The 21,319-nt window shown below is 71.3% G+C and carries 15 protein-coding genes and 1 pseudogene; 12 read left to right on the plus strand and 4 right to left on the minus strand.

The features are described from left to right. The first annotated feature begins 67 nt into the window (after positions 1 to 67). Together E6R60_RS01680 and E6R60_RS01685 are read left to right on the plus strand one after the other, a co-directional pair. On the plus strand, positions 68 to 1,495 hold the full coding sequence (locus tag E6R60_RS01680; RefSeq protein WP_136324533.1) for a non-reducing end alpha-L-arabinofuranosidase family hydrolase: 1,428 nt from the start codon (positions 68 to 70) through the stop codon (positions 1,493 to 1,495). Between the two features lie 677 nt (positions 1,496 to 2,172). Continuing rightward, positions 2,173 to 3,453 carry a DUF3533 domain-containing protein gene (locus tag E6R60_RS01685; protein ID WP_136324534.1) on the plus strand — a complete coding sequence of 427 codons (1,281 nt, stop codon included), beginning with the start codon at positions 2,173 to 2,175 and terminating at the stop codon, positions 3,451 to 3,453. Positions 3,454 to 3,679: 226 nt separating this feature from the next. On the opposite strand, the gene E6R60_RS01690 is transcribed toward E6R60_RS01685, so the two are convergent. Together E6R60_RS01690 and E6R60_RS01695 are read right to left on the minus strand one after the other, a co-directional pair. Then, positions 3,680 to 4,606, minus strand: a complete 927-nt coding sequence (locus E6R60_RS01690; RefSeq protein ID WP_136324535.1) for a hypothetical protein — start codon at positions 4,604 to 4,606, stop codon at positions 3,680 to 3,682. 19 nt (positions 4,607 to 4,625) lie between these two features. Then, positions 4,626 to 5,021 carry a hypothetical protein gene (locus E6R60_RS01695; protein ID WP_136324536.1) on the minus strand — a complete coding sequence of 132 codons (396 nt, stop codon included), beginning with the start codon at positions 5,019 to 5,021 and terminating at the stop codon, positions 4,626 to 4,628. A gap of 153 nt (positions 5,022 to 5,174) precedes the next feature. Here E6R60_RS01695 and E6R60_RS01700 point away from each other — a divergent pair, with 153 nt between their 5' ends. Next, the gene (locus tag E6R60_RS01700) at positions 5,175 to 8,906 is read left to right on the plus strand and encodes a CHAT domain-containing protein (protein ID WP_240802353.1); all 3,732 of its coding nucleotides are present in this window, start codon (positions 5,175 to 5,177) and stop codon (positions 8,904 to 8,906) included. Between the two features lie 168 nt (positions 8,907 to 9,074). Here the strand turns inward: E6R60_RS01700 and E6R60_RS01705 are convergent, their stop codons facing one another. Then, positions 9,075 to 11,234, minus strand: a complete 2,160-nt coding sequence (locus E6R60_RS01705; protein WP_136324538.1) for a cellulose binding domain-containing protein — start codon at positions 11,232 to 11,234, stop codon at positions 9,075 to 9,077. 410 nt (positions 11,235 to 11,644) lie between these two features. Here E6R60_RS01705 and E6R60_RS01715 point away from each other — a divergent pair, with 410 nt between their 5' ends. The 9 genes and pseudogenes from E6R60_RS01715 to E6R60_RS01750 all read left to right on the plus strand — a co-directional run bounded on the left by E6R60_RS01715 (position 11,645) and on the right by E6R60_RS01750 (position 19,765). Next, positions 11,645 to 11,794 carry a winged helix-turn-helix transcriptional regulator gene (locus E6R60_RS01715; protein WP_136324539.1) on the plus strand — a complete coding sequence of 50 codons (150 nt, stop codon included), beginning with the start codon at positions 11,645 to 11,647 and terminating at the stop codon, positions 11,792 to 11,794. A 242-nt stretch (positions 11,795 to 12,036) separates the two neighbouring features. Next, complete coding sequence (locus E6R60_RS01720; RefSeq protein WP_136324540.1) at positions 12,037 to 13,164, plus strand: FtsX-like permease family protein; 1,128 nt, start codon at positions 12,037 to 12,039, stop codon at positions 13,162 to 13,164. After that, positions 13,161 to 13,877: an ABC transporter ATP-binding protein gene (locus E6R60_RS01725; protein ID WP_136324541.1), complete on the plus strand. Its 717-nt coding sequence runs from the start codon at positions 13,161 to 13,163 to the stop codon at positions 13,875 to 13,877. The genes E6R60_RS01720 and E6R60_RS01725 overlap by 4 nt, the downstream gene beginning before the upstream one ends. A 62-nt stretch (positions 13,878 to 13,939) precedes the next feature. Beyond that, entirely contained in the window at positions 13,940 to 14,551 is a 612-nt protein-coding gene (locus E6R60_RS01730; RefSeq protein ID WP_136324542.1) for a TetR/AcrR family transcriptional regulator, read from the plus strand. Positions 14,552 to 14,596: 45 nt separating this feature from the next. Further along, a pseudogene (locus tag E6R60_RS36520) lies at positions 14,597 to 14,710 on the plus strand (IS5/IS1182 family transposase); the annotation flags it as partial. A gap of 367 nt (positions 14,711 to 15,077) precedes the next feature. Beyond that, complete coding sequence (locus E6R60_RS01735) at positions 15,078 to 15,557, plus strand: Rrf2 family transcriptional regulator (protein ID WP_136324543.1); 480 nt, start codon at positions 15,078 to 15,080, stop codon at positions 15,555 to 15,557. 51 nt (positions 15,558 to 15,608) lie between these two features. Next, positions 15,609 to 16,832 (plus strand): MFS transporter, encoded by a 1,224-nt coding sequence (locus tag E6R60_RS01740; RefSeq protein WP_136324544.1) that lies wholly within the window; start codon positions 15,609 to 15,611, stop codon positions 16,830 to 16,832. Positions 16,833 to 17,480: 648 nt separating this feature from the next. Next, positions 17,481 to 18,122, plus strand: a complete 642-nt coding sequence (locus tag E6R60_RS01745; protein ID WP_206309288.1) for a LysE family translocator — start codon at positions 17,481 to 17,483, stop codon at positions 18,120 to 18,122. 869 nt (positions 18,123 to 18,991) lie between these two features. Further along, positions 18,992 to 19,765 (plus strand): site-specific integrase, encoded by a 774-nt coding sequence (locus tag E6R60_RS01750; protein WP_240802354.1) that lies wholly within the window; start codon positions 18,992 to 18,994, stop codon positions 19,763 to 19,765. Between the two features lie 577 nt (positions 19,766 to 20,342). Here the strand turns inward: E6R60_RS01750 and E6R60_RS01755 are convergent. Beyond that, positions 20,343 to 21,281, minus strand: coding sequence for a MerR family transcriptional regulator (locus tag E6R60_RS01755; RefSeq protein ID WP_136324546.1), 939 nt, complete (start codon positions 21,279 to 21,281; stop codon positions 20,343 to 20,345). Between the last annotated feature and the right edge of the window lie 38 nt (positions 21,282 to 21,319).

Here is a 21,319-nt window from a genome sequence, read left to right on the forward strand (position 1 = left end):
ACGACAGTCCGGACCGCCTCTGACGGGGGTCGTCCGGAACCGCTCACTCAAGGTTTGGGAAGTCCCCATGCGCAGAGAAAGTTCTAGCCGCAGGCATCTGTCTGCGGTGCTCGCCGCCGCGGTCGCGGTCCTCGTCGCGCTGGCGGCGATGCTTGTCGCCGGCCCGGCCCAGGCAGCCACCAGTGGCGCCGTGCGCGGTGTCGGTTCGGGCCGGTGTCTCGATGTGCCCAACGCCGACCAGACCGACGGCACGTACCTGCAGATCTACGACTGCTGGGGTGGAACCAACCAGCAGTGGACGTTGACGGACAGCAACCAGCTGACCGTGTACGGCAACAAGTGCCTGGACGTCCCGGGCCACGCCACCACGGCGGGCACCCGGGTGCAGATCTGGACCTGTTCCGGCGGTGCGAACCAGCAGTGGCGGGTCAACTCGGACGGCACGATCGTCGGTGTGGAGTCCGGACTCTGCCTGGAGGTCACGGGCACCGGTACGGCCAACGGCACGGCGGTGGAGATCTGGACGTGCAACGGCGGCAGCAACCAGAAGTGGTCCGGCCCGTCCGGGACGACGACCCCGCCGGGCGACTCGTGTGCCCTGCCGTCGACGTACCGCTGGTCGTCGACGGGTGTCCTGGCTCAGCCGGCGAACGGGTGGGCCGCGCTGAAGGACTTCACCAGTGTGATGTACAACGGCAAGCACCTGGTCTACGCGTCGAACGTGTCGGGATCGTCGTACGGCTCGATGAGGTTCGCTCCCTTCACGAACTGGTCGGACATGGCGTCGGCCGGCCAGGCCGGGATGAGCCAGGCCGCAGTGGCGCCCACGCTGTTCTACTTCGCGCCCAAGAACATCTGGGTGCTGGCGTACCAGTGGGGTGCCTCGCCCTTCGTCTACCGCACGTCGAGCGACCCCACCAACCCCAACGGATGGTCCTCGCCGCAGACGCTGTTCACCGGCAGCATCTCCGGTTCCGGCACCGGCCCGATCGACCAGACCCTGATCGCCGACGGCCAGAACATGTACCTGTTCTTCGCCGGTGACAACGGCAAGATCTACCGGGCGAGCATGCCGATCGGGAACTTCCCGGGCAGCTTCGGCTCGTCGTACACGACGATCATGAGCGACACGACGGCCAACCTGTTCGAAGCACCTCAGGTGTACAAGGTCCAGGGCCAGAACCAGTACCTCATGATCGTCGAGGCGATGGGTGCGAACGGGCGCTACTTCCGCTCGTTCACGGCCTCCAGCCTGAACGGTTCCTGGACCCCGCAGGCCGCGTCCGAGAGCAACCCCTTCGCGGGCAAGGCCAACAGCGGCGCCACCTGGACCAACGACATCAGCCACGGTGACCTGGTCCGCAGCAACCCCGACCAGACCATGACCATCGACCCCTGCAACCTGCAGTTCCTCTACCAGGGCAAGTCGCCCACCGCGAGCGGGCCCTACGACCAGCTCCCGTGGCGGCCGGGTGTCCTCACCCTGCAGCGCTGACCTTCCTGATGCACGGTGACCGCGATGTGGTGCGGCCTGCCGAGGCGCGGATGAGCGGTCGGCGGGTGGACGACTCCACCGGCTGACCGGCACTCATCCTCGCGTGGAACCCCCAGCCGTGCGTCGGCTGGGGGTTTCCTCGTCACGGGGTGAAGGGCGGCCTTTCCCGGGGCGGACAGAAGACCGGAGCCGGAATGGCGCGCGGAGGGACGGGTCGGTACGCCCTGCCGGCTCGCCCTTCCCGACCTGGCCGGTGAGGCCCGTCGCCGCTTTCGAGCCACGGAGCACCGAGACGCTCGGCGCGGGGGAGAAGCACGAGCGACGCGGGTGCGTCCTCGTGGTCACGCTCGGCAGGGAACCCAACGGCGGCAGTCGCGTGAGCGCGCCCCCGGGTCATAGCCGGGGAACGCCCTGCGCCGGGTCGTCGGTACGAGGCTCCCGCGAGCTACGGGCGTGGCCGAGCGCGCCGCACGGCAAGGGGTGGTCGGGCGATCCCGTCCACCCGGCACCGTGTCCTGCGCGTGGCGCCGCCGGACAGCGACGGATGCTCCAACCGGGCGAAGTGCGGCGAGGTTCGGGGCGACCCGCCGTACGTCCTCGTTCAGACCGGGAAACCTCGCCCACGATCGATTCCTCCACGGATGCCCATCCGCAGGCCCCAGACACGACGGAGAACGATGACCGCCGACGGCGCCACCTCCGACACCCGCCCCCAGGCACGAGCCGGCGCTCTCCTGCGCCACCCCAGGCTGTGGCTGGTGCCCACCGTCCTCACCGGGCTGCTCGCCCTGCTGCTGTCCCTGCTCTACATGGGCGGCATCGTCAGCCCGCAGAGGGACCTGCACGACCTGCCGATCGCGCTCGTCAACGCCGACCGGGGCAAGCCGCTGCCCGGCCAGAAGGAGAACCTGGGCACGCAGATCGCCCGGGCCGTCGTCGCCGACGGGGCTTCCGGCCAGGCCGAGTGGCGCGCACTCACGCTCCGGCAGGCCCAGGACGCGCTGGGCTCCGACAAGGTCTACGGGGCCCTGGTCGTCCCCGCCGGCTTCACCGACTCCGTCGCCGCGCTCACCACCACGACCGCCACCACCCGTCCGACGCTCACCGTGCTGACCAACCCCGCCAAGGGAAGCCTCGGTTCCTCCCTGGCGAGCCGGATCACCACGGCGGCCGCGAGCCGGGCTTCCCTGACGATCGGCAAGCAACTGGCGGGAGCGGCCACCCACGCGGACTCCACACGGAAACTCCTGCTCACCGATCCCGTCTCCGTCAGCACACAGGTGGGCCACCCGATCGGCAACCACAGCGGTCTCGGGCTGAGCGCCTTCTACTACACCCTGCTGCTGGTACTGGCCGGATTCATGGGGGGCAACGTGCTCAGCAACGGCGTCGACACCGCGCTCGGTTACGCAGACAACGAGATCGGCCCCTGGCACACCCGCCGGCCGACCGTGCCGATCAACCGCACCCAGACGCTGCTCCTCAAGATGGCCATGACGGCGGGCGTCACCGTCATCAGTGCCTCCCTCGTGATGCTCGCCTGCGTCGGCATCCTCGGCATGGACGCCACCCATCTCCCGCTGCTGTGGATCTACTCCTACTGCGCGGTCCTCGCGGTCGGCCTCGGCGTACAGGCCATCAACGCCGCCTTCGGAGGGATCGGCCAGCTCGTGTCCATGTTCGTGTTCATCGTTCTCGGGCTCCCGTCCTCGGGCGCCACCGTGCCGCTGCAGGCGGTGCCCGGCTTCTACCGCTTCCTCTCCCACTTCGAACCCATGCGGCAGCTCAGCGACGGGGTCCGCGCGATCCTCTACTTCGACGCGCGCGGCGACGCCGGGCTCACCCGGGCCTGGACCATGATCGCGATCGGTGCCCTGATCGCCCTGGTCTTCGGCTTCGCGATGACCACGTACTACGACCGGAAGGGCCACAAGCGTCTGACGCCGCAACCTGCTTGATCCGGCCGCCGGAAAGGGCGGCGCGCGGCAGGCCCTGGAGGACGCCGGTTTCGCGGTTCGCCGTGGTGGCCTGCTCCTTCGTCGGCCTGCGCGGCCCGGGGGCTGACGAACTGACCGCACCCCGGTCGCACTTGACCCGGAGATCGAGACGCGCGTCTTCTCCGGGACATGCGGTCTCGCCGCGACCGCGCTTCACGGCACCGAGGCCCCCGCGGGTATCCCGCCGTCAGTCAGCTTTCCTGAACACCGCCGACATCGCGTCCCCGGTGTCATGAGCCAGCAGGCCGGGCGCCTCCGGCGGTATCAGGCCGACCCGGGTGGCCAGTTCGCGGCCGTGTACGTCGACGGCGGCCTCGATGAGGCCCGCAAGCGCGTCCACGGCGGTGCGGGCGCGAAACCGGACGACGGCCGCGCAGCCGAGGGTGACCAGTGCGGCCGGCCACCACCAGAAGGCGAGCAGAGCGTAGGCCACGGCCCAGGCGGCGAGGCGCGCCGCGGCGGTGAAGGAGTCGTGGGCCGACTGGATCTGGCGTACGGCGGGTTCGGGGAGAGTCAGCCACAGCCTGGGCCAGAGGGCGGCGAGGTCGACTCCGTAGGCCGCCTCGACACGGTCGGCCGCCGCCTGCATGCGGTCGCCGTACCAGGTGGGGCGGGCCGGCTCGCGCAGCGCGACACGGTCACGGGCCTCGGTGAGGGCCTGGATCCGTGCCAGTGCGCTGCTCGGGATCAGCACCGCACCGTCGGGCCCGGTGCCTGTCCGGTGCACATGGCCGACGGCCTCGTCGAGCGTGGCGTCCCTCTCCTTCCACCTGCGGGCGCGGCGGGCGGTGAGGGCGCGCGACAGCGGGTCCCGGCCGAAGCGCAGCCAGTAACGCTCGATCGCGCCGCCGAGGAACTGCGCGCAGAGCGAGGCCGCTGTCGCGGTGAGCAGGGCGAGGGCGACCAGGAGCGCGGCGGTGCCGGTGCGGTCGAGGGCGGCGTGGGCGGCGAGGTCGTCCAGGCCGGTGCGCAGCCGGTCGACGTCATGCCAGTGGCGGTGGCCCAGAGCGGTGCCGACGGACGTGGCAGCGAGGAAGAGGGCGCCCGGCAGCACCAGCAGGTTCAGCCAGCGTTCGGTGAGCTTGCTGCCGAGGGTGGCGAGGAGTGAGTTCATGGGTCGGTGGCCCGGGCGGTCACTCGCCGGGGCGCAGGCGCCGTTTGTGCATGCGGGTGTCGTGGACGGCGCAGTGCGGGGCGGGCAGCAGGTCGCGGGCCCGCTCCAGTCGGCTGCAGCGGGCCGGCGCCGGGCACACGGCCACCTTGATGTGCGTCGTGACGCCGGGAGCGGTGGCGCCGCGGGATCCGCTGACCAGCCCGCCCGCGATCCCGGCCTGCCGCAACACGTGGTCGAGATGGCCGTAACAGGCCGTGAGTGCGTCGGCGTCCGAGCCCGACCGCAACAGCGCGAGCGCGCGGCCTGCCGCCGCCTGCACCTCGGGCCGCCGCCGCACGGTGTCCGATGAGCTGAGGAGGACGCACAACGCCGCTGCCCTCTGGGCGAGTCCGGCGGGATCGAGCGGTACGGTCATGCGCCGAGTATGCCGCAGAATGGCGGCAGTTGAGGATGGTCACCGCGGTGGCGAAGTCGACACGGGGAGCTCGGCAACGTGCGGAACGATCGAGGCCGGCTGGTCCGGGCGGTCCGTGATCGCCTCAGGCGATCCGAGACCGGGGACGGGCGTGTGAACAGGGACGCCGTGTTCGGAGACGAGGCGGATGCCGAACTTCGGGCCCTGCTGAGGAACATCGATCCGGCGACCGACATGGAGGCCCGGCACGTGGCCGGCGGGCTCTGCGCCGCCCGCGCGGCGGGCGACCCGGGAGCTCACGGCCGCGTCCACGGGTGCATGGCCGGAGCGCTGCTCTTTCCGGTGTGGGTGGCGGATCCACGACGGGTGCCTTCGGAGCTCGCGGCGGGCTACGCGCGTATCGACCCTGCTGTGCGCCCCGATCCGGCGCATGCCGACGGTCCTGCGGAGTGGGCGGGCGAGTGCGCCGCGTTCGTGCTCTCTGCGGAGGAGCAGCAGCACGATCCGCCGCCGGACGCCTCCGAAGACGTCCGACGGATCTACGAGTCGGCCGCGCGGTACCGCGTCATGACGCCCTCGCGCGAGATACGGCTCGCCACCGCGGTCGGATACGGCAGCCTCTCCGTCCTCGCCACACGGGAAGACGACTCCTCGTACGCGGCCCGGCTCGAAGGACTGTCCTTCGCGGTGGACCTCGCCGGGATGACGTGGCCGTTCGGGGACCTGGGCGCCGAGCGGGCCCGGCTCGCCCACCGTGTCCTCAAGGACCTCCCGTCCGGCTCTCCGGACCGGCTCCTCGCCCTCAGCGATCTCGGCACCCGGCTCCTGGAGAACTACCGGCAGTCGTACGACCCCGAGGAACTGCACGAGGCGGTCGGCATCGCGCGTGATGTGCTGGCCCAACTGCCGCCGGACAGCCCGCATCTGCCTCACTGCCTCAGCGCTCTGGGGAGCGCGCTGCTGATGCTCCTGGAGCACGAAGGCAGCACCCCCGAGGAATGCGACGAGGTGGTGGACCTGTTCCGCCGGGCCGCTCCCGACGACCCGAAGGGTCCGGCGGCCGCAGGGCTCAACCTGGGCCTCGCGCTCGTACTGAGGACCCAGCGCACCGGGCGGGTGGACGACCTGCACGAGGCGGTCCACGTGCTGACCGAGGCCCTCCGCGCGTCCCGGAACTCCGAGCAGAGCGGCGCCCTGCGCAGAGTCCTGGGCAACGCGCAGCGCGCCCGCTTCGCCCTGACCGGCGGCGATCCGGCCGAGCTGGAGACGGCGGTCACGCACCTGTCCGACACGGGCGCCGCAGCCGCGGAGACGACGCCGTCCTCCGCGACACGGCTTCTCGCTCCCGCCATGGCCCGGCACGCCCGGTACGAGCGCGACCCAGAAGGCAACAGCACGGATCTGGTCGAGGCTCTGCGGCTCCTGCGGCAGGCCGTGGCGCTCCTGCCGCCGGGCCACCCGGCCCGGCCCGTGGCGCTCAATGACCTCGGCCAGGTGCTGAAGAGCAGCTATGACCGCGCAGGCGACCCGGAGGAGTTGCACGAGGCGGTGCGCGCTCAGCGGGAGGCGGTGGCACTCACCCCCGAAGGGCACGAGATGCTCGGAGTGCGGCTGATCAACTTGGGCATGACGCTGGTTCTGCGGCACCTGCTGACCGAAGACAGCGAGGACCTGCGGGAATCACAGGAGTGCCGGCGCCGGGCGGCGGCCCTGCCCGGCCTGGGCCGCGCGCACCACGCGACGCTGCTGGGCGCCGCGGGGATCGCCCTGATGACGAACTTCACGCGGTCCCCCGATTCGGTCGCCCCGCTCGAAGAGGCCGTACGGCTCTTGAGGGAGGCGCTCGACCTCACCCCGGAGGACTCCCCGCTGCTGCCCCGCCGTCGCCATAACCTCGCCGCCGCCCTGCTGTCCCGCTGCGTGCACACGCAACGGCTCGGCGACGCCCGCGAGGCGGGCAAGCTGGCCGACATGGTGATCGCGGCTCTGCCGGGGGACTCCTCCGCCCTGCCGGAGGCCCTGGCGGTGGCAGCGGGCTCGCGCCTCGCGAGCCCGCGCATGCTGTGGTCCTCGGCCGCCCGGGACGAGGCGGTCTCGTTGTTCCGCCGTCAGGTCGAGGCCACCCCGCCGGGCCACCCTCGGCGTGCTCTGCGACTGACGAATCTCGGCCACGCCCTCCTCGCCCGCGCGGGTCGCCGTCGCCGTCCGGCCGATCTGACGAAGGCGGCCGAGGTGTTCCGGGAAGCGGCCCTGCAACAGCAATGCGCCCCTACCCAGCGCCTGGACGCCGCACGGGCCTGGGGTGACGTCCGAGCGGAGCTGGGGGACTGGGCCGGCGCGTTGGACGGCTATGCGGCTGCGGTCGACCTGTTGCACGCCGTCACGCCCCGCCATCTCGTCCGCGACGACCAGGAGTTCCTGCTGCGGCGGACCGTCGGACTGGGCGCCGCCGCCGCGGCATGCGCGGTGCGCTGCGGCCGGCCGGGGCTCGCCGTCGGTCTGCTCGAACAAGCCAGGGGCGTGCTCCTCTCCCACGCCTTCGACGCCGACAGCGATCTGACCCGGCTCAGGGAGACCGCCCCGGACCTCGCCCGCCGCTTCGAGGAACTCCGGGATGCCCTCGACGCGGCAACCGGCAGCCAGGATCAGGAGTTCCTCGAAGACGTGCCCCTGGGTGCCGTGCACGGCACCGGCGCCCGCGCCGATCTGCGGCAGCGGCTGGCCGCCGAGTGGCGGGAGCTGACCGGACGAATCCGTTCCGAGCACCCGGAACTCGGCCTGCTGCGGCCGGTGAGGGAGTGGGACGAGCACGAGCTGCGCGCCACGGCCGCAGCGGGGCCGGTGGTGCTGGTCAACGTCTCCCCCTACGGCAGCGACGCACTCATCGTCACCGACCGCTCCATCGACGCCGTGCCGCTTCCCGGGCTGGACCCCCGCACGACAGCAGCCCGCCGGCAGGCCCTCCAGGACGCACTGCTGCGCATCGAGGGGCCCGGAACCTCCCGCGCGGAGTCCCTGCGCGCCCAGCGACTCGTCCGCGACACGCTCGCCTGGCTGTGGCGGGTGGTCACCGGACCCGTCCTCGGCCACCTACGCATCCAGCCCGCCCCCGCCGGACCGTTGCCCCGCGTGTGGTGGTCGCCCGGTGGCGTCCTCGGCACCCTCCCGCTGCACGCCGCGGCCGAGGAGGGCGCGCCCGGCGCGCTGGACCGGGTCGTCTCCTCGTATACGCCGACACTGCGGGCGCTGCACCATGCCAGACAGCGCCTCGCCCGCCCGGCTGGCTCCGGTGCACTCGTCGTCGCCGTGGACGAAACCGAAGGCATCGCACCGCTGCCTGCCGCGCGCGGTGAGGCCGAACACCTCGCCCGGCTGCTGCCCGGCGCCCGGGTGCTGACCGGCTCGTCCGCCACCCACTCCGCGGTGGTCTCCGCCCTGCCCCGGTACGCGTACGCGCACTTCGCCTGCCACGCCCTGGGAGATCTCGCGCGCCCGTCCGGCAGCCGGCTCGTCCTGCACGATCACGCCGAACATCCCCTCACCGTCCGCGACCTCGCCCGGCTCCGGCTGCCCTCGGTCCGGCTCGCCTACCTCTCCGCCTGCGACACCCTGCGGACCAGCCCCGAACTCGCCGACGAGGCCGTCCACATCGTCAGCGCCCTCCAGATCGCCGGCTTCCCCCACGTCGTCGGCTCGCTGTGGCACGTCGACGACACGATCGGAGCCGCTGTCGCCCAGGGTGTGTACGAGGCCCTGGCCACGGGCGACGGCGCGCTGGAAGTCGACCGGACAGCAGAGGCCCTGCACTCCGCCGTGTGCGCGCTGCGCGACACCTATCCCCAGACCCCGAGTCTCTGGGCCTGCCAAGTGCACGCGGGCCCGTGAGGGGGCCCGCGCAGCGTGACCCGGGAATGGGCGCATGACTGCTTCCGGCTCACCCGGGAGAACAGGACCGGCCGGCTCGACGCCCGCCTCCTCCGGGGTGCGGGCGACGATCCTCCCGCGCCCCTGCGGCCCGGCCCGCCCTCCGGCAGCCGGGCCGCAGGCGGTGGATCAGGAGGTGCGGCAGATTGTTCCGTTGAGGGTGAAGGCCGTCGGGGCGGGGTTGGCGCCGTCGTTGGCTCCGACGAAGCCGAAGGTGGCGGTGGACCCGCCGCGCGGGGCCAGCTCGGCGTTGCTGCCGTTGTCGGTCACATGGACGCGCGTGCCCGACCCCGTGACGTTCGCGTTCCACGAGCTCTGCACGGACTGGCCGGTGGACGGCCAGGCGAAGTCCAGGGTCCAGCCGTTGACCGGGTCGTTCCCGACGTTGGAGAGGGTGACGGTGGCGACGAATCCGTTGCCCCAGCCGCTGTCGACCCGGTAGTTGACCAGGCAGCTGCTGTCGCGCGGAGCCGTGGTGGCGAAGGTCAGCGGCTCGGAGGGGCGCGAGAGGCGGCCGTCCGCGTCCCGGGCCAGGACGTTGACCGTGTGCTCGGAGCCCGGCGGCAGGTTGTGCAGCGTTGCCGAGGTGGAGGTCGAGGTGGCGAGCAACTGGGCGTTGGTGGCCAGCTGTTCGTACACCTCGTAGCGCACCGCCTTGCCGGTCGCGGGGGCGGTCCAGCTCATCGTGGCGGTCGAGCTGTCCACCGCGGTGGTCCTCGGTGCGCCGGGAGCGCCGACCGAGGCCGCGGCGGCGTGCGGGGCGACGGTGATCGTGGTGATCGAGTACGGCGGCAGCACCTGGCCTCCCCCGGGGGTGGCATCCACCCGGGTGACATCGGTGTCGCCGCGGCCGTACCGGTGCACGATCGGTGCCTGGGTGGTGGGGGAGTATCCGGCGTAACCAATGTCTGCGGTACGCGAGTTCAGCGGGTCCTTGTTGATCAGCATGACGCTCAGCGTGCCGTCGGCCCGGTGCACGGCGTGCGCGGACACCTGGTCGCTGTCGGTGGAGGAAGCGACCATCGTGTCGCCGGGACGGCCCAGCTGAGTCAGCGACTTGAGGCCGTAGTAGGGGTGGAACGGCGTGTTCACGGCCGGCTGGCAGACGTCGCCGACGCAGCCGCCGCTGGAGAGGAGGCCGAAGTCGTTGAAGTCGGTGTCGCCGTCCACCGTCTCCACCGTGGTGGGCCCGTTGTGGACGTTCCACCAGTCGACGTTGAAGACGCCGTTCTCCAGCGCCGTCATGTAGGTGTCGGCTGCGAACAGGCCGTTGGGGCGGCTGTTCATCTGGACGTTGGAGTTGACCTCGGTGAGCGCGATGCCGATCCTCGACGAGCGTTCCCCGGCGTACCGGTCGATCTGCCTGCGGACCTCGCGGAGTTGTCCGGGCAGCCGGGCGGTCCGTTCCAGGGCGTCGTCGGCGGTGGCACCGCCCGGGTAGGAGTGCACGATGGCGAAGTCGATCGTCCCGGCGACCGCGGACAGCACGGTGTGGTTCCAGTCGGCCGAGTCGCCCGGGCCGGTGAGGCCGTCCGGCCAGTCGCCCGGCGTGGTCAGCACGGCGCCGATCTTGATCGTCGGGTCGACGGCCTTCATCGCACCGGCGTAGGCGAGGACGTTGCGGACGTACTCGCGCGGGCTCTTGTCCGGGTGGTCGTCGGCCTCCCAGCCGTTGCCGTAGTGGCCGTTGCCGTAGATCTCGTTGCCGATCTCCCAGTACTTGGCCCCGTAGCCGCGGGTGACGTTGGCGTACCGGACCCAGTCGGCGGCCTCCTGCGGCGTGCCGGTGCCGTAGTTGGCGATGATCATCGGCTGGGAGCCGGAGGCGCGGACGCTGCCCATGAACTCGTCGAAGGTGGTCCCGGGGGCCACGTAGCCACCTGGGGCGGTGTGGTCCTTCCAGTGGTAGATGTCGCCGTAGGAGCCGCCCGGGTAGCGCATCATGCCGACACCCGCCTCGCTCAGCAGGCCGGTCACCGCGGGGTCGTTCATGTGCGAGTCCCAGAGCGCGTGGTTGACCCCGAACGCCGCCTTGTCGATCGTGCCGAGCCCCACCCCCGCGTTGACGGAGACCGCTACGGGCGGCGCCTCGTCGGCGGCCGTCGCTGTTGCGGCCGGGGCCGCGGTGGCCCGGCCGGCCGCGGCGGGTGCCGGGGGAGCGGCGGCGAGGGCGGCGACCGTGGCCAAGGCGCAGACGAGCGCCGCGGCGGGGCCTCTGCCCACGGTTCGTCCGGCCCTGCGGGCCGGCCGGCCCAACCGGCCGGTGGCGGGGAGGTAGGCGAGCGGCATGACGTGTCCTCCTCGGACGAGCGCCGCGTCGGTCGGCAGGGCGCTCGGAGTGAGTGGTCGATGGATGCCATGAGTGCGGCAGTCGTGGGAGCGCTCCCATGATGATGCAGGGGAGGCATGACCGCGTCAATGGTGTGGACGAGGACCTCGCGATCTCCCGTCACGGCGGCGTTCTGGCGGATCGACGCCCGCCGGGCCGCGTGGTGCGAGCCGAACGCGGCCGGCGCGACGTCGTCACCGAAACCGGACCCCTTTCGCGCGGTGGTCATGCCCCCCTCGGGCACCGGTGACCGGCAGGCGCCGTGCACCGGTGACCGGGCGGCCGCCCAGTCACGGATGGAGGGCCCTCGGACGGCGCGTTGCATGGAGATCCTGTCGGTCATCGGCGACCTGGGGAGGCCGGCGATCCGATGACGCTGCGGGTCCCGGAGATGCGCTTCGGCGACCCGCGGCGCGTGATCCCGAAGGCCAACGCGGTCACCCTCGCCATCTGCCTGCGCAGGCTCGAAGAAGCCGGCGGCGTGAGCCGGGTCGCCGCGTCCAGGCAAACAGCTCGGTGACAGGGCGTCGTGAGCGATCCGGCCGGTCGGCGGACCCGGTACACACTCCAGGCGAAGCCAGGCCGCCCTCGCGCAGGGGCGGTCTGGTGGGGAGGATCCGGGCGACGTACGCGACGCAACATGCCGACAGAGGCGTCGGTAACATCCGGTAAGATACTGACGCTCGCGTCGTCAAGTTTAGGTAAAGAGGCGGCGTGGTCGGCCCGTCGTGCCCTCGTTTCCCTTCCCACTCGGAGAATTCCGTGTTCCTTGCTCTACGCGATCTGCGCTTCGCCCGCGGTCGCTTCGCCCTGATGGGCGCGGTGGTCGCGCTCATCGCCGTACTCGGTGTCCTGCTGTCCGGGCTTGCCTCCGGTCTCGCGGACGCCGGTGTATCCGGGCTGCGCGCGCTGCCCGTGACCCATATGGCCTTCGACGAGGAGGCCACCAGCGAACAGTTCTCCCGCTCGACCGTGGAGCAGGAGGACTGGCAGGCATGGTCCAAGACCCCGGGCGTGGAGCGCGCGGAGCCGTTCGGGAACACTCTGGCCAATGCCCAGGTGACCCAGGGTGCCAAGAAGGGAGAGCAGGTCAACCTCGCCGTCTTCGGCATGGCACCGGACTCCCCCTTGGCGCCCGGCTCCAGCAAGGGGGAGGGTCTGAAGGAGGGCAGTGCGGGCATCGTGATCACCCGGGAGATCGCCGACCTGGGCGTGGAGATCGGCGATGTGCTGACCGCGGACAAGAGCGGGGTGCGGCTGAAGGTCGCGGGACTGGTCGACGGGACCGTCTCCTACGGCCACATCGGCGTCGTGTACGCAGACCTCGACACGTGGCGGCATCTGCACTACGGCCTGCCCGGCGATCTGCCCGAAGCCGCGAGCCGGCAGGCCACCGCCGTTGCCCTGACCCTGAAGCCGGGCGCCGACGTCGGCGCGGCGGAAAAGGCAACCGGGACCCTCTCCGAGACCAAGGAGTCCATGTTCGACGCGTCCCCCGGCTACGCGGCCGAGTCGAGCACCATGGCCCTGATCAAGGGATTCCTGTACGTCATCTCCGCCCTGGTCGTCGGCGCGTTCTTCACCGTCTGGACCGTCCAGCGCAAGCCCGAGATCGCCCTCATGAAGGCACTGGGCGCCCCCACCGGGTACATCCTGCGCGACGCGCTCGCCCAGGTCGTCGCCGTGCTCGTTGGAGCCACGGCCCTCGGCACCGCCGTCGGCCTGGCCCTGGGCAGCGCGATGATCGGTAAGGCCCCCTTCTCCCTGTCCGCCCCGGCCATCGCCACCTCCTCCGGCCTCCTCATCGTCCTGGGGACCGTGGGCGCCGTCGTCGCCGTCCGCCGTATCACCGCCGTCGACCCCCTGACCGCGCTGGGAGCCACCCGATGACCACACCCGCCACCGACCACGAGGCCGCCGCGGACGCCGACCGCTCCGGTGGGCTGCGCCTGGACGGCGTCACCCTCACCCTCGGCGACGGCGACGCCGCTGTCACCGCCCTCGACCACGTCGGCCTGACCGTCACCCCCGGTGAGTTCGTCGCCGTTGTCGGCCCCTCCGGGTCCGGCAAGTCCAGCCTCCTCGCCGTCGCCGGCGGCCTCCGGCGTCCCAGCTCGGGCACCGTGCACATCGCCGGCACCGAGCTGACCGCCCTTTCGGACAAGGAACGCACCGCCGCCCGCCTTCGCCACATCGGCTTCGTCTTCCAGCAGTCGAACCTGCTGGCCTCCCTCACCGTCAGGGAGCAACTCCTGCTGCCCTTGCACTTCGGCGGACGCCTCGACACCGCTGCCCGGGCCCGCGCCGACGAACTCATCGAAGCCGTCGGACTGACCCACCGCGCGGGCTCCCGTCCGCACCAACTGTCGGGCGGCGAGCGCCAGCGCGCGGGCCTGGCCCGCGCGCTGATGACCTCCCCCGCCGTCCTGCTGGTGGACGAACCCACCTCGGCGCTGGACCGGGTACGGTCCGCCGAGGCGGTGGGACTGATCGCCGAACAGACCCGTGAGCGCGGCACGGCCACGGTCATGGTCACCCACGACACAGCGATAATGGACGCTGCCGACCGGGTGTACGAGATGGTCGACGGCCGCCTGGCCTGACGGAGGCCGCCGGCCGGGACCACATTCCCGGCCCTGTCCACCCCTCCAGGAGCCCGCCCCTCATGCCGAAGATCAACGCCTCCACCGTCGCCGAACACCGTGCCCAGCAACGCGAGGCGCTGATCGGGGCGGCGATCGACCTCCTGGTCAACGAGGGCGCCACCGCCGTCACGCCGGCGGCGGTCGGCGCCCGCACGGGCCTGGCCCGCTCCAGCGTCTACCAGTACTTCGACTCCTCGGCAGCTCTCCTGGCCACCATCACGGAGGAGGCCTTCCGTCGCTCCAACGAGGCACTCACCCACGCCGCAGCCACCGCGAACGGCCCGCTGGAACGCGTCGAGGCATTCTTCAGGGAAAGCCTCCGCCTGGGCGCCGAAGGCGCACACCGGCCCGCCGTCGCCCTCATGAACGCCGGCCTTCCCCCGGCCTGTCAGCAGCGGCTGATGGAACTGCACCTGGAACAGGTCGAACCGTTCCGCGCCGCCGTCCGGGAGCTCGGCGCTCCCGAGCCCGCGCTCACGGCCGACCTGATCGCCGGAATGCTCCACACCGCCTTGGCCGCCGTCGAGAACGGCACCCCTCTCAGTACGGTCACACGGCGCACCCTCGCACTCGTACGCCGCTGCCTCACCCCGGCCGGCAGCACCGTCCGCGCACCGGAGGAAGGGGGCTGAAGCCCCTACGAGCGCCAGCGGACTTGGTCTGCCGACGGAACCTGAGAACGGTTGCTGCAGCAGGTCCAGGCCGCGGCCGACGCGGCAGGGGAGAGCGACGGGGACATCTCGGTGGACTTCACCATCGTGCACGCGCACCAGCACGCGGCCTGCGCCCGAACCCTGCTGTCGCTCGCAGAGAGGCACCTGCGGTAGGCCGATGCCTCCGCTTCCGCACCGTGCCGCGCTCCTCGTCATCGACATGCAGGGCAAGGCAAGGCCCGGCATTCATCGCCCCGACCCGGAGTTGGGTCACCGTCAGCCGACTCCTCGTCGCGGGCCGGCTGCGCCTCCGGCCCCTCGAGAGGCTCCCGCTTCGAGTGGTGCGGCCGAGACGTACCGCCGGATGGAACAGGGGAAGGGCATGGCGGGAGCGTGCTGGTGCGCGGGCTTCCGTGGCGCCGTCCCGGACGTGGACGCGGCGTCCTTGCGGACAGTCTTCGCGAAGCGGTAGTGCCAGCGAATCTAGAGGTGTAGCGTCCTGGTTATGCGCATGAGTGAGGGAGTCGAGTGGGGGCTGCACTGCTGCCTGACGCTGGCGTGGGTCGGGGATGAGGAACCCGTGCCCACTGCCAAGCTGGCGGCCTGGTTCGATCTTCCCCAGGCGTATCTCAATAAGAGGCTGCAGGCACTGGTGAGGGCCGGCATCCTGAGTTCGACGCCGGGGGCCCGGGGTGGGTTCCAGCTGGCCAGGAGCCCCGAGCGCATCACGCTCATGGACGTCGTCACCGCCATCGAGGGCCCCGATGACGCCTTCCGCTGCACCGAGATCCGTCGGCGGGGCGAAGGGGCGGGCGCGCGCGCCGGGGAGTTCCGGCGGGCCTGCGGCATCGCCACCGCCATGCGCCGGGCCGAGCTGGCGTGGCGCCGCGAACTCGCCGCCCAGACCCTGGCGGACATGATGGCCGCCGCGCCGCCCGCTGCCATGGAGCGTGCCAGGCGCCACTACGGGCGCACTGCACGCTGATTGTTCCGAGCCCCGCGACCCGGGTGGGGCCCATCCGTGAGGAGAACCTGGATGTCGAGTGTCTCGATTCCATCTGGTCGTCCGACGATCGACGGCAAGCACCCGCCCGAACCCGGCCCACTGTCGTCGACCTCGGTCCTGGCCCTGGGCACCTTCGCCGTGGGCACGGACGCCTTCGTCGTCGCCGGATTCCTGCCCTCCATGGCCGACTCGCTGCACGTGTCGCAGGCGGCCGCCGGGCAGTCGGTCACGGTGTTCGCAGCCGCATACGCCGTACTGTCGCCGGTCCTCGCCACCCTGACCGCCCGCGTGCCCCGGCGCATCCTGCTGATCTCCGCACTGCTCACCCTCGGCGCGGCCAACCTCCTGTCGGCGCTGGCACCCAGCCTCGCCGTGCTGATCGTCAGCCGGATCATCGCCGCCGCCGGCGCTGCCGCCTACACCCCCAACGCCGCAGCGGTCGGCGCCGCCCTGGTCCGCCCCGAACTGCGGGCCCGTGCCCTGGCCATGGTCGTCGGGGGCCTGACCGTCGCTACCGCCCTGGGCGTCCCCCTCGGCAACGTGATCAGCCACTGGCTCGGCTGGCGCAGCACCCTCGGCGTCGTGGCCGCCCTGTGCCTGGTCATCGCGGTCGGCGTACGTCTGAACATGCCGGAGGTGCCCGGCAACCCCCGGGTGGCACTGCGCACCCGGCTCGCGGCACTGCGCCGGCCGACCGTCCTGGCCGTCCTGCCCCTCACCGTGCTGGGCATGGGAGCCTGCTACACCGCCTACGCCTACAGCGTCCCGGTGCTCGAAGGGGTGCGCGTCCCCGAGGGTGCCATGCTGTGGATGCTCATCCTGTACGGCCTGGGCGCCGTGCTCGGCAACGTCGCGGCCGGCTACGCCACCGACCGCTGGGGCTCGGTCCGGGTCCTGACCGCCGGATACCTCGTCATGGCGCTCGCTCTCGGAGCCCTGGCCTGGATCGCCGCCGCGCACGGTTCCGTGCAGCCCGTCGTGGGCCTGCTGGTCCTGCTGTGGGGGGCGAGCAGCTGGTGTCAGACGCCGCCGCAGCAGCACCGGCTGATCCAGGTCGCCCCGCAGGAAGCGCCCCTTCTCGTCTCTCTGAACTCCTCCGGTATCTACCTGGGCATCGGCCTGGGCACCGTACTCGGCGGCGTCACCCTGCCCGCGGGAACGACGGCGGTCTACGCCCTCGGAGCCGCCCTGGCGGCCGCCGCCCTGCTGTTCCTCCGGATCACGGCACGCACCACGAAGACCCACGCCGGTTGAGGAACCGCCCTTCACATCCCGGCGTCCGGACGGTCAGAGGCCCGGCCGCCGTCTGACCGCGGTGACGCACCGCCCGCTGAGCCGTCCTCGGCACGGCACCGGTGACCGGCGCGGGAGACAGACACTGCTTCCGGTTCCACGACAACGGTCCGGCGGCTCGAGCCGGCGCACACCAGCGCGCGGCGGGGTCCTGGCCCACATCCCGCTTGGCCGGGCGGGGGACCGGCTCGTCGACGAAACCGAGAGGTCGCTGGATGACCACCTACCCACCGCAACCCGCCTACCGTTCGGCCGCCCCCCGCCCCCGGAGACGGCACGTGGGCCGCCCTCCCGGAGACCGGGGCGACGGGAGGCGGCGTCACCAGGCCACGGCACCGCAGTCCACCCCGATAGCAGAGTCGACGCTAAGGCCCCGCAGTTCCTGGCGGGCGCCCGATGACAGCTACGGCAGCTCGCCGCGTTGGTGGAACGCCCGAATACCTCCCGTATGCGGACGCCCCTCCGCCTTGCGATGCATGGCATCTGACGCCGCGCGCTGATCCACCGGGAATTGCGGGACGGCCCTGAGTGGCGCCATGAGGCCGATTCGCCCGGATGGAAACTCCCCGACATCACCAACGGCAATGCACTACCGGAAGGACGATAAAAGTGTGGATCACGGGCTTTCTTGCGATGGCGCTGTTAGTGGCACTAACTCCCGGAGCCAACAACCTGTTGGCTCTGCGGCACGCCATGGTGCGAGGCTTCGGCGGTTCGATGGTGGGGGTATGCGGACGGCTCATCGCGTTCGCCATCCTCGTGGTCGCGGTCGTGGCTGGGTTGGGACCGCTGCTGTCGGCGTCGGTGTGGACACTGACGCTGATCAAGTGGGCCGGCGTCGTCTACCTCACCTACTTGGGAACCACCATCCTGTGGGCTAGCTTCCGGCGGGGCGGCGCACCGGACGAAGCCATCGTGAAGACCTCAGGGCAGAGGAGGCCGACCCTGACCGCGTTGGCGCGTAAGGAGTTCCTCGTCGCGATCAGCAACCCAAAGGCCGTGCTGGTCTTCACCGCCTTCGTGCCGCAGTTCGTCGGTACCGGTCGAGGCTCCGTCACAGCCCAACTCGCCATCCTCGGTGCCTTGTACCTCATCGCGGAAGCAGTGGCGGCCGGAGTGTTCGCCGCTGCGGGCAGCGTGATCAGGGCGGCGCGAATGAGCCGTCAGGCCCACCGCCGACTGGACCGTGCCACCGGCGTTGCGTTGCTCGGGATGGCCGGCCTGATCGCGGCAGAGTCCGCCACAGCGTGATGCGGGGGTAGCGGAAGCGAGCATCGAACTCTCCTGGGCCGTCTGCACGATCACCGGATGCGGACCGGCGCTGCGGTGCCATGGGTCGTGACCTTGCCCGCATGAGGCGGCCGGGCCGTGAGTACACGGTGGTGAGTGCCCACCCGACGCCCGCCCCCGTAGACGACGCGGGCCGCTCCCAGTCAGACAGGGCATGAGGCAGTGTGGCGGGCCGGCGACCTGCTCGCGGGGCATTCCCGCGCAGACGCCGAGCCTTGGGAGCGCGGCGGCGCTGGGGTGGGTGACCGCGGATCGATGCCGTGCCGCCGCGCGGTCTTCTGGCTTTCGAGCCCGTTCTGCGCCAAGTTGCGTCTGATTGTTGCGTGAGCTCTCGTTTGCGGAACCAGGCGTGTCGGCCGCCTGGGTAGACTGCCCCGTCGTCCTGGGCGTCGTACACCGCACCCTGAAACACCCTCGCCCCCACCACCCGGCACTTTGACGACGAGGGGGGCCCGCACGGCACTGCACCTGTACGACACCGGCACCCGCACCGTCCGCGCTTTACTCAGGGACGCCAGAGGCGGCCGCAGCCGCCCCGACCACCCCCCGGCGAACCACTGAGGCCAGAGCGCCAGGCCAGCCACAGAGAGGCCCGGGTATCTGTCGGCACCTGGGGGCTCTGCGGCCGGGGTCATGCTCCGGGACATCAAGCCGTGCAACATCCTCATCTCGTCGTCCGTCGTGGTGAAGGTCCTCGACTTCGGCGGGGGAGAGCGGTCGGCTCCCAGGCGGCGGCGCCCAGGGTACGCAGAGCGGGTTCTCGTGGGTGGCCCCGTTACAGGGCCCCGCGCATGCCCGCCCCACGGTCATCCGTGTGTCGCCGGGCCGTCGTGCAGTCGCCCCTCACGCGGCTGAAGGAGGCCCTCAACCGGGCCGTGACACGGGGCCTGGTCGCGGTGAATGTCGCCCAGGAAGTGACGATCCCCCGGAAGGTGCGCAAGGCCGAGCGCCGGGCCAAGGCGGAGGTGCCGCCCTGGAGTGTCGCGGAGGTCCGTGCCTTTGTGCTTGCCGTGAAGGACCACCGGCTGTACGCCCCCTTCCTCCTCTCGCTGAGGGGTCTGCGGCTGGCGGAGGTGTGCGGCATGCGCTGGGCAGATCTGGATCTGGACCGAGCCACCCTGGCCGTTGCCAACACTCGAACGTTGATGGGGAACACGACCGTGGTGGAGAAGGACACGAAGTCGCTGGCCGGCGAGCGGAGCCTTCCACTTCCCGCTCCAGCCGGAGAAGCCCTCAGGAGCTTCAAGGACCGGCAAGCAGCCGAGAGGCTGGCGGCGGGGCAGGCGTACAAGGCCAGCGGGTATGTGCTGGTGGGCGACCTCGGGGCGCCGCTCGAGGTGCGGCGGTTGCGCGAGGAGGCGTACAAGGTGATGGCCGGTAACGCGCTGCGGCGGGTGCGTTTGTACGATGCCCGCGCGCGTTGCTTCACCTACCTGGCGAACCATGGAGTTCCTGCTCACCTTCTCGCCCGCTGGGCGGGGCACGCCGATGCCAGGACGACGAAGCACTGGTACGTGAAGCCGAACGTTGAGGATCTTCGTTCTGCGGCGGATGTCTGGAGTGGTCTGACCGGTCTTCCGACCCCTGTCGCGAGAGAAATGTGAGACGTGGGAGCGTGGTCGGGTGAGTGAGACGACTACGAACACCCTGCAATACCGCTTTGACGGGCCCGAAGACGCACCAGTCCTGGTGATCGGCCCCTCCCTCGGTACCACCTGGCACAGGTTGTAGAGACTGTCCAGGCACGTCCATGCCAGTCCAGAACGGGCATGGAATTGCAGGTCGGAGTCTCTTGGTCCGCGAGGGTCTGCCCAGTTGGTGATGGCTGTGTGGTACGCCGGTGACACGGCGGGGCCCCATCGCGGTCTGCCCTGACAGGATCTATGCGCGGATCCGGGAGACGGCGAAGCCACCCCGGAGCACTGCGGTGTGGCTCCGCCGAGGTCGAACGCGCTGGCGCGTCTGCCGCCGTCGGTGACTCTCTCGGGTGCTGGAACGGCGATCGCACCCGTTTATCCGTCCGCACTAGTAGTGCTTCGTTACCTTGAGTGATCTTGCCTGGTGGTGGGCATCTTCGAGGTGTGGAACTGGGGGATGTCGAGCGACTCCGCAGCGATTTGGCGGAGTTCGTGGGTGAGGACGCCGGCCGCGTCGGTCCCATGCCGCCTTGTGACCGCCCCGTCATTGCTGTGTCCGGGCGCGCAGAGCCTGGACGGACCAGTCGAACAATGGAGCCAGACTCTCCGGGGCCGGCCAGCCGTTGACCACTGCGAGCAGCTGGAGGTATCGCTCCCTGCGGGGGTCGTTCACGCTCTCAAGCCGAGTCGCCAGCCGGCGGCGAAGCTCGATGTCGTCGGGGCGGCCGAGGAGGTGCGCGTAGTACGCCGTGAACTGCGCGACGATCGGATCGGCCTGGGGTGAGGCCGGGTCGATGCCGACGGCCAGGGCCGTACCGGCCTGGTCACGGACGGCTGCGGCAATGTCGCGGCGCGGGGCCGTCACGTCGCTTCGGGTCTGCTCGGCCGCCTGGTCCTCGACCATCCGCCGCACGACGGCGCGGAAACCCGGTTCCAGGGACATTTCGGCCAGCTCCACCCACGCCTGGACCTGCTCCGCCTCCGGGTTGTCGGGCAACTCGGGGGTCATCGAGCGCATGACCCCCGCGAATGCGGGGGCGGCGTCAAGACCGCTGAAGACGGCGTCGAGGAACTCGCCGATCAGACGGCTGCGTTCGTCCTCGGAAAGCCGGGCCAGCTGGTGCATGCGTTCTGTCTCCTCAGGTGTGGACCCGCGCTCGGCCACCGCCGTCAGCACCGCGCGCCGCAGGCGCAGGACGCGGATCTGCACCCCCAGTGCTTCGGCGTGCGCCGCGGCGACCGCGGGAAGCGAGAGCTCGCGGTCCACGACCTTCCGGATCGTGGGAAGGTCCAGTCCCAGCTCGCGCAGGGTACGCACGAGGTCCAGGCGTGCGACGGCGTCGATGCCGTAGAGGCGGTAGCCGGCCGGGCTGCGGTCGGTCGGCGCCACGATTCCGCGATCGGAGTAGAACCGAATGGTCTTGACCGTGAGACCGGTCCGTCGAGCCAGCTCGCCGATCGAGTAGAGCGTGTCGCCGTTCATGTCCCTACCTTCGTGTCTCCCCCTACGGGAGACTCAAG

The organism is Streptomyces sp. A0642 (assembly GCF_004795105.1).
Lineage (GTDB): Bacteria > Actinomycetota > Actinomycetes > Streptomycetales > Streptomycetaceae > Streptomyces.